The organism is Pseudomonas weihenstephanensis, from assembly GCF_001043055.1.
GTDB lineage: Bacteria > Pseudomonadota > Gammaproteobacteria > Pseudomonadales > Pseudomonadaceae > Aquipseudomonas > Aquipseudomonas weihenstephanensis.
Map to the genome: position 1 here is coordinate 257,563 of NZ_JYLF01000002.1, position 12,947 is coordinate 270,509.

The 12,947-nt window shown below is 58.0% G+C and carries 12 protein-coding genes; 8 read left to right on the forward strand and 4 right to left on the reverse strand.

What is annotated here, in order from left to right; genetic code table 11:
• Window positions 1-153: 153 nt before the first annotated feature.
• Genes TU86_RS05380 through TU86_RS05390 form a run of 3 tightly spaced genes read right to left on the reverse strand, consistent with a single transcriptional unit; the run spans window position 154 to window position 2,526 of the window.
• Complete coding sequence (locus tag TU86_RS05380; protein ID WP_048363266.1) at window positions 154-528, reverse strand: hypothetical protein; 375 nt, start codon at window positions 526-528, stop codon at window positions 154-156.
• Window positions 529-535: 7 nt separating this feature from the next.
• Entirely contained in the window at window positions 536-976 is a 441-nt protein-coding gene (locus TU86_RS05385; RefSeq protein WP_048363267.1) for a DNA polymerase III subunit chi, read from the reverse strand.
• A gap of 59 nt (window positions 977-1,035) precedes the next feature.
• Complete coding sequence (locus tag TU86_RS05390) at window positions 1,036-2,526, reverse strand: leucyl aminopeptidase (protein ID WP_048363268.1); 1,491 nt, start codon at window positions 2,524-2,526, stop codon at window positions 1,036-1,038.
• 320 nt (window positions 2,527-2,846) lie between these two features.
• On the opposite strand from TU86_RS05390, the gene lptF reads away from it, so the two are divergent.
• The 8 genes from lptF to pdxJ all read left to right on the forward strand — a co-directional run bounded on the left by lptF (window position 2,847) and on the right by pdxJ (window position 11,332).
• Window positions 2,847-3,965 (forward strand): LPS export ABC transporter permease LptF, encoded by a 1,119-nt coding sequence (gene lptF, locus TU86_RS05395; RefSeq protein ID WP_048363269.1) that lies wholly within the window; start codon window positions 2,847-2,849, stop codon window positions 3,963-3,965.
• Window positions 3,958-5,019 (forward strand): LPS export ABC transporter permease LptG, encoded by a 1,062-nt coding sequence (lptG, locus tag TU86_RS05400; protein WP_048363270.1) that lies wholly within the window; start codon window positions 3,958-3,960, stop codon window positions 5,017-5,019. Before lptF ends, lptG begins: the two co-directional genes overlap by 8 nt.
• A 162-nt stretch (window positions 5,020-5,181) precedes the next feature.
• Window positions 5,182-6,981: a translation elongation factor 4 gene (lepA, locus tag TU86_RS05405; RefSeq protein ID WP_048363271.1), complete on the forward strand. Its 1,800-nt coding sequence runs from the start codon at window positions 5,182-5,184 to the stop codon at window positions 6,979-6,981.
• 5 nt (window positions 6,982-6,986) lie between these two features.
• Window positions 6,987-7,841, forward strand: coding sequence for a signal peptidase I (gene lepB, locus TU86_RS05410; RefSeq protein ID WP_048363272.1), 855 nt, complete (start codon window positions 6,987-6,989; stop codon window positions 7,839-7,841).
• Window positions 7,842-8,102: 261 nt separating this feature from the next.
• The gene (rnc, locus tag TU86_RS05415) at window positions 8,103-8,792 is read left to right on the forward strand and encodes a ribonuclease III (protein ID WP_048363273.1); all 690 of its coding nucleotides are present in this window, start codon (window positions 8,103-8,105) and stop codon (window positions 8,790-8,792) included.
• Entirely contained in the window at window positions 8,785-9,687 is a 903-nt protein-coding gene (gene era / locus TU86_RS05420) for a GTPase Era (protein WP_048363274.1), read from the forward strand. Before rnc ends, era begins: the two co-directional genes overlap by 8 nt.
• A 161-nt stretch (window positions 9,688-9,848) precedes the next feature.
• The gene (gene recO, locus TU86_RS05425) at window positions 9,849-10,538 is read left to right on the forward strand and encodes a DNA repair protein RecO (protein ID WP_048363275.1); all 690 of its coding nucleotides are present in this window, start codon (window positions 9,849-9,851) and stop codon (window positions 10,536-10,538) included.
• Between the two features lie 50 nt (window positions 10,539-10,588).
• Entirely contained in the window at window positions 10,589-11,332 is a 744-nt protein-coding gene (gene pdxJ, locus TU86_RS05430; protein ID WP_048363276.1) for a pyridoxine 5'-phosphate synthase, read from the forward strand.
• 75 nt (window positions 11,333-11,407) lie between these two features.
• Here the strand turns inward: pdxJ and mltF are convergent, their stop codons facing one another.
• Window positions 11,408-12,865, reverse strand: coding sequence for a membrane-bound lytic murein transglycosylase MltF (gene mltF, locus TU86_RS05435; protein ID WP_048363277.1), 1,458 nt, complete (start codon window positions 12,863-12,865; stop codon window positions 11,408-11,410).
• Between the last annotated feature and the right edge of the window lie 82 nt (window positions 12,866-12,947).

Consider the following 12,947-nt stretch of genomic DNA (forward strand, 5'->3'; position numbering starts at 1 on the left):
GTATAGCGGGGCGGGACGCTGAGGGCGAGGTGTGGGTTGCTTTATGTACCCGCTGCCGCAGGCGGCGATGGAGTGCGTAGCGATCCCGATGTTTTGAAGGCCCTGCGGGCCTTATCGCAGCCTGCGACAGGGGCTACAGGGTTTGAGTCTGCATCAGTTCTGATGTTGGGCGAGCAGGCGCTCCATGTGCGCATCAAGGCGGCGCTTGATCTCGGTTTCGATGTGCGGGGCGAAGTCGTTGATCACGTCTTGCATGATGGTCTGGGCGGCGGTGCGCAGCTCTTTGTCCAGATGAACCAGCAGGGCGTCGGGGGCTTTTTCTGCGTGTGCGGCAGGCGCCATGGCCAGCGGGATTTGCACGGGCGCCGGCGCGATCATGTCGTCGAGCAGCGGAATCTGAATGCCTTCCTCGCCCACCATCTCGGTCAGCAAGGGCGGTTGCAGGCCCTCGTCGCCCAGCAGCTGACGAATGGACTCAAGATCATCGAGCAGGTGTGCAGCTTTTTTCGGTGAATTGGGGGTGTCCATCGTGTGCTCAGAGTCGTTGTAACTTGTGGTCTTGCAGAGGATAGCCCTGTTCACGGTAGAAGCGGAAACTCTCCCGTGCGGCCTGTCGAACGGCAGGGTCTTCGACGACCACTTCGGCCACGCGGGCGAAGCGTTTGAAGCATTCGGGGACTTTAAGGTCCAGGTTGATCATTAAGTCTTGATGGCTGGCAGGTGCGTCGGCGATGCCCATCACAATCACGCCATCGGGTTCGTCCTCAACATGGCTGTGAGGCACAAAGCTTTCGCCCTTAAAGCGCCACAGGCGTTCATCCAGCGCTTGGCGTTGGGCTGTGTCCGTGCAGTGCAGGTACACGCGATGCCCGAGGCGCCAAGCTTTGTCGGTGAGTTTGCAGGCGAAGTCCAGTCGCGCGGCGGGGTCGGCGCTGGGCAGGATATAAAAGTCGACTTTGGTTTTTTCAGAGGTCATTGCAGTTCCTGAATCGGGGCTGCACCGCCCTCAAGCGGCGCAGCCTGCGATCATCAGCTTCAAGCGTTGGCGCGATCCAGCAGGTATTGCGTCAGCAACGGAACCGGGCGGCCGCTGGCGCCTTTGTCCTTGCCGCCGCTGACCCAGGCGGTGCCTGCGATGTCCAGGTGAGCCCAGTGATAGGCCTTGGCAAAGCGTGACAGGAAGCAGCCTGCGGTGATGGCGCCGGCTTTAGGACCGCCAATGTTGGCCATGTCGGCGAACGGGCTGTCCAGTTGCTCCTGATACTCGTCGAACAGCGGCAGTTGCCAGGCGCGGTCGTCGGCTTGTTTGCCGGCGTCGAGCAGTTGGTTGATCAGTTCGTCGTTGTTACCCATCAGGCCCGAAGTGTGGGCGCCCAGGGCAACCATGCACGCACCGGTCAGGGTCGCGATGTCGATCACTGCCTGCGGTTTGAAGCGCTCGGCGTAGGTCAGGGCATCGCACAGCACCAGACGGCCTTCGGCGTCAGTGTTGAGGATTTCAACGGTTTGCCCGCTCATGGTGGTCACGATGTCACCCGGACGCGCTGCACCGCCGCTTGGCATGTTTTCAGCGCAGGCCAGAATGCACACCAGGTTGATTGGCAGTTTCAGCTCAAGGACGGCGCGCAGGGTGCCGAACACGCTGGCCGCGCCGCCCATGTCGTACTTCATTTCATCCATGCCGGCGCCCGGCTTGAGGCTGATGCCGCCGGTGTCGAAGGTGATGCCTTTGCCGACCAGCACGAACGGCTTCTCGGATTTTTTACCGCCCGAGTAGTTCATCACGATCAGGCGCGGCGGCTGGTCGCTGCCTTGGCCCACGGCGTAGAACGCGCCCATGCCAAGCTCTTTGATCTTCTTCTCGTCGAGAATCTCGACTTTCAGGCCCTTGAACGCTTTGCCCAGTTCTTTGGCCTGTTCTGCGAGGAACACCGGGTGGCAGATGTTCGGCGGCAGGTTGCCCAGATCGCGGGTGAAGGACATGCCGGCAGCAATCGCCTGCGCGTGAGTCACGGCCAGCTGGACCTCGGCCTGAGCGGCTTTGATGGTCAGCAGGGTGATTTTTTTCAGCGCGCGGGGTTCGGCTTTCTGGCTTTTGAAGCGGTCGAAGGTGTACTCGCCATCGACCAGGGTTTCGGCCAGCAGGCGGGTTTTGCTGTAGCTGTCACGGCCTTTGACCACCAGTTCGTCGAGGGCAAACACGGCGTCGCTGCCGCCCAGGCCCTTGAGGACGCCCAGGGCGCCGCTGATGATTTTGCGAAACGGACGGTCGCCCAGTTCTTCATCTTTACCGGTGCCCAGCAACAATACGCGCTCAGCCTTGATGTTCGCCAGGTTGTGCAGCAGCAGGCTTTGGCCGGTTTTACCCGCCAGGTCGCCGCGCTTGAGGACTGCGCTGATAGCACCGCCGGTGAGTTCGTCGATGGCTTTGGCGGTGTGGCTGAGCTTGCGGCCTTCGCCGACGGCGACCACGAGAGTGGCCGTTTTCAACGTTTCTGGGCTAACGCTTTTTACAACCAGTTCCATGTCCGGGTCCCTGAATCAAATGGTCAACGTGCGCCCAAACCCTGCGGTTTGAGTGCTTATGGATGAAACGCTTCACCTGTCTATGCGGGCATGCGTCAAGGCGGGCAGTTTGGACCCCGTCGGTCGCGGCTGACAACCCTCGCGTGGTCTTCAATGAGTGCTTTGTAACCTTGGGTAAGCAAGCGCAGTGACAGGCGAGGGTATTCACAGGATAATGCGCCATCTTTTTAGTCCGCTGCGCTCATCTATGATGAGTGTCTGGCTGGCTGGTAATGCCGTGTGTTTGGCCGCCTTAGCCTGACGACCCTGGAGTGTCTGGTTTGATCGTCTTCCGTTATTTGTCCCGCGAAGTCCTGCTTACATTGAGCGCTGTCAGCGCTGTGCTGCTGGTCATCATCATGAGCGGTCGTTTCATCAAGTACCTGGCGCAGGCAGCTTCGGGTGCCCTGGACCCGGGTTCTTTGTTCCTGATCATGGGCTTTCGTCTGCCCGGCTTCTTGCAACTGATTCTGCCTTTGGGGCTGTTTCTGGGCATTTTGCTGGCCTATGGGCGCTTGTATCTCGAAAGTGAAATGACCGTACTGTCCGCCACCGGCATGAGCCAGCAACGTTTGCTGGGCATGACCATGGTGCCGGCCGCTTTTGTCGCCTTGCTGGTGGCATGGCTGAGCCTGAGCCTGGCGCCGCAGGGTGCCAATCAGTTCCAGTTGTTGCTCAACAAGCAAGACGCGTTGACCGAGTTCGACACCTTGGTGCCGGGCCGCTTTCAGTCATTGAGTGATGGTTCCCGGGTGACGTACACCGAAGAGCTGACCAATGACCGGACTAACCTGTCAGGCGTGTTTATCTCGCAAAAAAATCTCGGTCAGGACGCCAAAGACCGCAGTATTTCTGTGTTGGTGGCCGAAAAAGGCCGTCAGGAAGTACGCCCCGATGGCAGTCGCTGGTTGATTCTGGACAATGGCTACCGTTATGACGGCAACCCCGGTCTGGCGGACTACCGCGCCATCAAGTACGACACCTATGGCGTGCTATTGCCCAAGCCTGATGCCAGCGATGAAGTGACGGACCGCGATGCGATCCCGACCCTTGATCTGATCGGTAACAAGGAGCCGCGCGCGATTGCCGAGTTGCAATGGCGTATTTCCTTGCCGCTGCTGGTGTTTATCGTGACCTTGATTGCCGTGCCGCTGTCGCGCGTCAATCCGCGTCAGGGCCGCTTCCTCAAGTTGCTGCCCGCCATTCTGCTTTATATGGGTTACCTGACCATTCTGATTTCGGCCCGTGGCGCGCTGGAAAAAGGCAAGCTGTCGCCGACACTGGGCCTGTGGTGGGTACACGTTCTGTTCCTGGCCATTGGCCTGTTGTTGCTGTACTGGGAGCCGCTGCGCTTGAAGCTGGCGAGTCGCCGTAGCGTGAAGGAGATGGCGCGTGGGTAAGCTAGATCGCTACATCGGTAGCAGCGTCTTTATGGCGATCCTGGCTGTGCTGGGGATTATTTTGGGTCTGGCGTCGTTGTTCGCGTTCATCGATGAGATGGGCAGCATCAGTGACAGCTATACCGTGATGGACGTTTTCAGTTTTGTGTTGCTGACGGCGCCACGGCGCATGTACGAAATGTTGCCGATGGCCGCGTTGATTGGCTGTCTGATTGGTTTGGGCAGCCTGGCCAGCAACAGTGAGCTGACCATCATGCGGGCGGCGGGTGTGTCGATCGGCCGGATTGTATGGGCGGTGATGAAGCCCATGCTGGTGTTGATGGTCGCGGGTGTGCTGGTGGGCGAGTATGTGGCCCCGGCTACCGAGACCATGGCTCAGGCCAATCGCGCACTGGCGCAGGGCGGCGGGGATGCACAAAGCTCCAAGCACGGTCTGTGGCACCGCCAGGGTGAGGAATTCATCCACATCAACGCCGTGCAACCTAACGGCACGCTGTTTGGTGTGACCCGTTATCGCTTTGATAAAGAGCGGCACATGCAATCGTCGAGCTTCGCCAAAAAAGCGGTGTTTGATCAGGATCACTGGCAGCTTTCGGATGTCACCACCACGCTGTTTCATGATCGCAGCACCGAAGTGGTCAGTGCGCCGGTCGAGCGCTGGGATGTGGCCTTGAGCCCGCAATTGCTCAATACCGTGGTCATGGCGCCAGAATCGCTGTCGATCAGTGGTCTGTGGAGCTACATCCACTACCTCAAAGACCAGGGGCTGAACAATGGCCGCTACTGGTTGGCATTCTGGGTCAAGGTGTTGCAGCCGCTGGTTACGGCGGCACTGGTGTTGATGGCGATCTCCTTTATCTTTGGTCCGCTGCGCTCGGTGACATTGGGTCAGCGTGTGTTCACCGGTGTGCTGGTGGGCTTCACCTTTAAAATTGCGCAAGACCTGCTAGGGCCGTCCAGCCTGGTATTCGGTTTCTCGCCCTTGTTTGCGGTCCTGCTGCCTGCCGGCATCTGCGCGTTGGCGGGCATCTGGTTGCTGCGCCGGGCGGGTTGATTGCTCATTAATGCTTGAACCAAAAGCCTCTATCTCGCGATAGGGGCTTTTTTGTCAGTGTGCATTGGCCTGTGAACGTGACGCTTGGCGCGATCATCAGGTACAATTCCCGGCTATTTTTCGGCGGGCAGTCTGCCTGCGACTTTTTTTGAGTGTTGACCCGTGAGTGATTTGAGTCATATCCGCAATTTCTCCATCATCGCCCACATTGACCATGGCAAGTCGACGCTGGCCGATCGCTTTATTCAGATGTGTGGTGGCCTGACCGCCCGTGAAATGGAGGCCCAGGTACTGGACTCCATGGACCTGGAGCGTGAGCGCGGGATCACCATCAAGGCCCACAGCGTTACGCTGTATTACACGGCCAAAGACGGTATTACCTATCAGCTGAACTTCATTGATACCCCGGGCCACGTTGACTTCACCTATGAAGTCAGCCGTTCCCTGGCGGCCTGTGAAGGTGCCTTGCTGGTGGTCGATGCGGGGCAGGGCGTTGAAGCCCAGTCCGTGGCTAACTGCTACACCGCTATCGAGCAGGGGCTTGAGGTGATGCCGGTCTTGAACAAGATCGACCTGCCGCAAGCCGACCCTGACCGGGTGAAGGAAGAAATCGAAAAAATCATTGGTATTGATGCCACTGATGCCGTGACCTGTAGCGCCAAGACCGGCCTGGGCGTGGACGAGGTGCTTGAGCGCCTGGTGCACACCATTCCTGCGCCAACCGGTAACTATGAAGATCCGCTGCAAGCGTTGATCATCGATTCCTGGTTCGATAACTACCTGGGCGTTGTGTCCCTGGTTCGCGTGCGCCACGGCCGCGTGAAAAAGGGCGACAAAATTCTGGTTAAATCCACCGGCAAGATGCACCTGGTCGACAGCGTGGGTGTGTTCAACCCCAAGCACACCGCCACCACGGATCTGAAAGCTGGCGAAGTAGGCTTCATCATTGCGGGTATCAAGGACATTCACGGCGCGCCAGTGGGCGATACCCTGACCTTGAGCTCCACCCCGGATGTCGACGTACTGCCTGGTTTCAAACGTATTCAGCCGCAGGTGTACGCTGGCCTGTTCCCGGTCAGCTCTGACGACTTCGAAGACTTCCGTGAGGCGCTGCAAAAGCTCACGTTGAACGACTCGTCGTTGCAATACACCCCGGAAAGCTCTGACGCGCTGGGCTTCGGCTTCCGTTGCGGCTTCCTCGGCATGCTGCACATGGAGATCATTCAGGAGCGCCTTGAGCGCGAATACGACCTGGATCTGATCACCACGGCGCCGACGGTAATTTTTGAGTTGCTGCTCAAAACGGGTGAAACGATTTACGTCGATAACCCGTCCAAGCTGCCGGACGTTTCTTCGATTGAAGACATTCGCGAGCCGATCGTGCGCGCCAATATCCTTGTGCCTCAAGAGCACTTGGGCAACGTCATAACCCTGTGCATTGAAAAACGCGGTGTTCAGCACGACATGCTGTTCCTGGGTAGTCAGGTACAAGTGACCTACGACTTGCCGATGAACGAAGTGGTTCTGGACTTCTTCGACCGTCTCAAGTCCACCAGTCGCGGCTATGCTTCGCTTGATTACCACTTCAACCGCTATCAGTCGGCTAATCTGGTCAAGCTTGATGTATTGATCAACGGCGAAAAAGTGGATGCTCTGGCACTTATCGTTCACCGCGACAACGCTCACTACAAAGGGCGTGCGTTGACCGAGAAGATGAAAGAGCTGATTCCGCGTCAGATGTTCGATGTGGCTATTCAGGCTGCCATTGGTGGCCAAATCATTGCGCGCTCGTCTGTTAAAGCGCTTCGTAAAAACGTACTGGCCAAATGCTACGGTGGTGACGTTAGCCGTAAGCGCAAGCTGTTGGAAAAGCAGAAAGCCGGTAAAAAACGCATGAAGCAAGTGGGTAACGTGGAGATTCCACAAGAAGCCTTCCTTGCGGTGCTCAGGTTGGATAGCTAGGTCCTATGTCACTAAATTTCCCGCTGTTGCTGGTCATTGCTGTAGCCGTCTGCGGTTTGCTGGCGCTGCTCGATCTGGTCTTCCTGGCTCCGCGCCGGCGCAAGGCTATTGCCAACTATCAAGCCAGCGTCAAGCCGGCTGATACGCAGGTGATCGAGAAGCTCAACAAAGAGCCGTTGCTGGTTGAATACGGCAAGTCGTTCTTCCCGGTGTTGTTCATCGTGCTGGTGCTGCGTTCGTTTCTGGTTGAGCCGTTCCAGATCCCGTCCGGCTCGATGAAGCCGACGCTGGATGTGGGCGACTTCATCTTGGTGAACAAGTTTTCTTACGGGATCCGCTTGCCGGTGATCGACAAGAAAATCATCGAAGTGGGTGATCCGAAGCGTGGCGATGTGATGGTGTTTCGCTACCCAAGCGATCCGACAGTCAACTACATCAAGCGTGTAGTGGGCCTGCCGGGCGACAAGATTCGCTACACCAGCGACAAAAAGCTGTACGTCAATGACCAACTGGTGGCTGAACAACTGGTGGGTTCGGAGCCTGGCACGCTGGGCAGTGCCGAGCTGTACAAAGAGAAGCTGGGCGAAGTGGAGCACATGATCCGCAAGGAAATGAGCCGCTACCGCACGCCGCCCGATCATGAGTGGACGGTCCCGGCCGCGCACTACTTCATGATGGGTGACAACCGCGACAATTCGAACGACAGCCGTTACTGGGATGATCCGAACATTCCCAAAGACGAGTTGGGCATGGTCCCCGACGAGAACATTGTCGGCAAGGCCTTCGCTGTTTGGATGAGCTGGCCCGAACCGAAAACCAGCCATTTGCCGAACTTCTCGCGAGTGGGTCTGATCAAGTAGCCAAGACGGCGCTGTTAATAACAGCGCCGAATGCTTTTCAGGTGTCCGAATAAATCGGTTGCCTGACGGTTCTTACAACCGCTTTGTCGCGTCAGACAGGGCGGTCAACAGTATTCAGGATGTGGATTTGAACAAAGCGTTAAGTGTGACGGCGGCGAACAGTGTGTTCCCTGTCCATTTGCTATGCGATAAACGAGCATCACTGATCCCTAATATCGGTCCGGTGGTGACATTCGGCCACGAACTCAGCGTGGGTAAATCGTGAGTTTTTCTTTAGAGCGTTTAGAGCGTCAGCTCGGCTACACCTTCAAAGACCAGGAACTGATGATTCTGGCCCTGACTCACCGTAGCTTCGCGGGGCGCAATAACGAGCGCCTGGAGTTTCTGGGTGATGCAATTCTCAATTTTGTGGCGGGCGAGGCGTTGTTTGACCGCTTCCCGTTGGCCCGTGAAGGCCAGCTGTCGCGTCTGCGCGCACGCCTGGTAAAAGGCGAAACCCTGGCCGTGCTGGCCCGTGGTTTTGAGCTGGGCGAGTACCTGCGTTTGGGCTCGGGCGAGCTCAAGAGCGGCGGTTTCCGCCGTGAGTCGATTCTGGCAGACGCCCTCGAAGCGCTGATCGGCGCCATTTACCTGGATGCAGGCATGGACGTTGCCCGCGACCGCGTATTGGCCTGGCTGGCCAGCGAGTTCGAGACGTTAACCCTGGTCGACACCAACAAAGATCCAAAGACGCGGCTGCAAGAGTTCTTGCAGTCGCGTGCCTGTGATCTGCCGCGCTACGAAGTGGTAGATATCCAGGGCGAACCGCATTGCCGCACTTTCTTTGTGGAGTGTGAAATTGCCTTATTGAATGAAAAAAGCCGGGGTCAGGGTGTGAGCCGTCGTATTGCCGAACAGGTAGCGGCCGCAGCAGCACTGATTGCCCTTGGCGTGGAGAATGGCCATGACTGATTCAACTGCAACACGCTGTGGCTATGTCGCCATTGTTGGTCGACCAAACGTGGGTAAATCCACACTGCTGAACCATATTTTGGGTCAAAAGCTGGCGATCACCTCGCGCAAGCCGCAGACCACCCGTCACAACATGCTGGGCATTAAAACCGAAGGCGCTGTACAAGCGGTCTACGTTGATACCCCGGGCATGCACAAAGGCGGCGAAAAAGCCCTGAACCGCTACATGAACAAAACCGCTTCGGCAGCGTTGAAAGACGTCGACGTGGTGATCTTTGTGGTCGACCGCACCAAGTGGACCGACGAAGACCAGATGGTGCTGGAGCGCGTGCAGTACGTGACCGGCCCGCTGATCGTCGCGTTGAACAAGACCGACCGCATTGAAGACAAAGCCGAAATGATGCCGCACCTGAGCTGGCTTCAGGAGCAACTGCCGAACGCCCAGATCATTCCGATCTCCGCTCAGCACGGCCACAACCTTGAAGCGCTTGAGCGTGTGATCGCCGGGCATTTGCCGGAAAACGAGCACTTCTTCCCGGAAGATCAGATCACTGACCGTAGCAGCCGCTTCCTCGCCGCTGAGCTGGTGCGTGAAAAAATCATGCGTCAAATGGGCGCCGAGCTGCCGTATCAGATCACCGTTGAGATCGAAGAATTCAAGCAGCAGGGCAAAACCTTGCATATCCATGCCTTGATTCTGGTTGAACGTGACGGTCAGAAAAAAATCATCATTGGCGACAAGGGCGAGCGCATCAAGCGCATTGGCACCGAAGCGCGCAAAGATATGGAGCTGCTGTTCGACTCCAAAATCATGCTTAACCTGTGGGTGAAAGTGAAAGGCGGCTGGTCCGACGATGAACGCGCCTTGCGTTCGCTGGGCTACGGCGACCTGTAATCGCAGCCCGCTGCAGCTCCTTCCGCGCGCTGGAGGAGCTGCCAAGGCATGACGCAGCCTCGCTTGCTCCTCAGCGGCTACCTGTACTGATTCCGCGATCCTTGACCGCCAACCAAGTATCTACAGAGATTGTCTGTTGGCCCCCGAGATAGCAGGCAGGCATGTCCAGCAAAACCCCCACTCCCCAACTCGCCTATGTCCTGCACAGTCGCCCCTATCGCGAAACTAGTGCACTGGTCGACTTTATTACCCCGCAAGGGCGATTGCGGGCCGTTTTGCGCAGTGCGCGCGGCAAGGCCGGCTCTCAAGCCCGACCTTTTGTCCCGCTGGAAATCGAATTTCGGGGCCGGGGCGAACTCAAGAACGTCGGGCGCATGGAAAGCGCAGGCCTTTCAACCTGGCTCAGCGGCGAGGCCTTGTTCAGTGGCCTTTACCTCAATGAGTTGCTGGTGCGCCTGCTACCGGCTGAAGACCCCCATCCCGCCGTATTCGATCACTACGCCGCCACCTTGCTGGCGCTCGCCGAAGGTCGTGCGCTTGAACCATTGTTGCGGGCCTTTGAATGGCGCCTGCTGGATGACCTGGGCTATGGCTTCTCACTGACTCAAGACATCCACGGTGACCCCGTCGCCGTGGACGGCATGTACCGTTTGCAAGTCGATGCTGGCCTTGAGCGCATTTATCTGGTGCAGCCGGGGTTGTTTCACGGTGTTGAACTGCACGCGATGGCGGATGCCGACTGGAGCACGCCCGGTGCCTTGTCTGCGGCCAAGCGTCTGATGCGTCAGGCCTTGGCCGTGCATTTGGCGGGCAAGCCGCTGGCCAGTCGCGAGTTGTTTCGCAAGCCCTGAATAGACCGGTATGCTGTGCGCCGAATCTGCAACTCTTCAGGAGAGCCACCGTGACCCACAGCAATCGCATTCTTCTCGGCGTGAACATCGACCACGTAGCCACGCTGCGCCAGGCGCGCGGCACGCGTTACCCTGACCCGGTCAAGGCCGCGCTGGACGCAGAAGAGGCGGGCGCTGATGGGATCACCGTGCACCTGCGTGAAGACCGTCGTCACATACAAGAGCGCGACGTGTTGCTGCTCAAGGACGTGCTGCAAACCCGCATGAACTTCGAGATGGGCGTGACCGAAGAAATGATGGTATTCGCCGAGCGCATTCGTCCGGCGCACATCTGCCTGGTGCCCGAAACACGTCAGGAACTGACCACAGAAGGGGGCCTGGACGTAGCGGGGCAGCAAGCACGAATCAAGGCCGCCGTAGAGCGCCTGAGCCGGATCGGCTGCGAAGTGTCCTTGTTTATCGATGCCGACGAGCGCCAGATCGAAGCTTCCCGTCGCGTGGGCGCACCGGCGATTGAGCTGCACACCGGGCGTTACGCCGATGCACAGACGCCAACCGAGGTGGCTGAAGAATTGACGCGTGTCGCTGATGGCGTGGCGTTTGGTTTGGCCCAGGGTCTGATCGTTAACGCCGGTCACGGTTTGCACTATCACAACGTGCAAGACGTGGCAGCGATCAAGGGCATCAACGAGTTGAATATTGGCCATGCACTGGTGGCGCACGCACTGTTTGTGGGCTTCAAATCGGCAGTGGCCGAGATGAAAGCGCTGATTGAGGCGGCTGCCAAAGTTTAAGCAGTTCTGACTGTAGTCGCAGCCTTCGTTGCTCGGCAGCGGCTACAGGGTTTGACGGGTTTTATCAGTGCAGGGTTAAAGCTGCGGCTCTTCTTTGGGCTTGGTCTTGTCGATGCCGGGGATGTGCAGTGTGCTGTCGGCGGCCTGGTCGCCTTCCAGTTGCGGCTGCGTGGCCCAGGTCAGGATGTCGTAGTAACGACGGATGTTGGCCACAAAGTGCACGGGCTCGCCGCCGCGGGCGTAGCCGTAGCGGGTTTTGCTGTACCACTGTTTCTGCGCAAGGCGCGGCAGCATTTTTTTAACGTCCAGCCACTTGTTCGGGTTCAGGCCTTCTTTTTTCGCCAGTTTGCGTGCGTCATCCAGGTGCCCGCCGCCAACGTTATACGCGGCCAGCGCAAACCAGGTTCGATCCGGCTCCTGAATGTCGTCGTCCAGCTCGCTCTTGATCAGTGCCAAATACTTCGCGCCGCCATAAATGCTTTGCTTGGCGTCCAGTCGATTGGCCACGCCCATCGCCTGTGCGGTGTTCTGGGTGAGCATCATCAGGCCGCGAACCCCGGTTTTTGAGGTGACGGTGGGTTGCCACAGGGATTCCTGATAGCCCATCGCTGCCAGCAGTCGCCAGTCCACGCCTTCTTTTTTGGCGGCCTCCTTAAAGAATTTTTCGTACTTGGGCAGGCGTTGTTGCAGGTGTTGAGCAAAGGTGTAAGCGCCCACGTAACCCAGCACATCGACGTGGCCGTAATAACGGTCTTTGAGGCGCTGCAACGTGCCGTTCTTTTCAACCTTGTCGAGGTAGGCGTTGATCTCGTTCAACAGGCTGTTGTCTTCACCTGCCATCACCGCCCAGCGCTGGCTGCGAGCATCGCCCAGGTCGAAGGCCACGCGCACGTTAGGAAAGTACACCTGGTTCATGGCCACTTCATTGGAGTCAACCAGTGTCAGGTCGATTTGACCTTCATCGACCATACGCAGCAGGTCGACGACTTCAACAGCGTCAGACTCTTCGTACTCAATGCCGGGGTATTGCTTTTTGAGTTCGGCGAGTTGCTCTGCGTGGGAGCTGCCTTTGAGCACCGTGATGCGCTTGCCTGCCAGGTCTGCCGCAGAGGTAGGGCGTGACTGGCCGTTGCGATAGATGATCTGCGGCGTGACCTCAAGGTAGGGGTGAGAAAACTTGGCTTGTTGGAGGCGATTTTCGCTGCTGACCAGTCCGGCAGCAGCCAGCACCGGGCCGTCAGGTTGGCCGAGCTGGGTAAACAGGTCGTCCAGGTTATCGGCTGTTTCGATCTTCAGCTCCACGCCCAGATCATCGGCAAAGCGTTTCACCAGCTCGTATTCAAAGCCGGTTTCGCCGTTGCGATCCTCGAAGTAGGTGGCCGGGCTGTTACGGGTGATCACCCGCAGTACCCCATCCTCCTTTACGCGCTCCAGGGTGCTGGGTTTTTCAACGCAGGCACCGAGCATCAGGAAGAGTCCGGTTGCGAGGAGCCATTTGGCGCAACGCTGGCGGAATACAGATAGAGAAAACATGGGCGCAGTATACGCAAAGCAGCGCGAGTGCCATATCACGGCAATCTGCTGTCAGCCGGTTGATAACCCTCAAATCAGCTCA

What these genes read in the sequence shown, in the direction of transcription:
- TU86_RS05380 (WP_048363266.1), bottom strand. Translation starts at nt 528, where the DNA reads ATGGACACCCCCAATTCACCGAAAAAAGCTGCACACCTGCTCGATGAT.
- TU86_RS05385 (WP_048363267.1), bottom strand. Translation starts at nt 976, where the DNA reads ATGACCTCTGAAAAAACCAAAGTCGACTTTTATATCCTGCCCAGCGCC.
- TU86_RS05390 (WP_048363268.1), bottom strand. Translation starts at nt 2,526, where the DNA reads ATGGAACTGGTTGTAAAAAGCGTTAGCCCAGAAACGTTGAAAACGGCC.
- lepB (WP_048363272.1), top strand. Translation starts at nt 6,987, where the DNA reads ATGTCACTAAATTTCCCGCTGTTGCTGGTCATTGCTGTAGCCGTCTGC.
- era (WP_048363274.1), top strand. Translation starts at nt 8,785, where the DNA reads ATGACTGATTCAACTGCAACACGCTGTGGCTATGTCGCCATTGTTGGT.
- recO (WP_048363275.1), top strand. Translation starts at nt 9,849, where the DNA reads ATGTCCAGCAAAACCCCCACTCCCCAACTCGCCTATGTCCTGCACAGT.
- mltF (WP_048363277.1), bottom strand. Translation starts at nt 12,865, where the DNA reads ATGTTTTCTCTATCTGTATTCCGCCAGCGTTGCGCCAAATGGCTCCTC.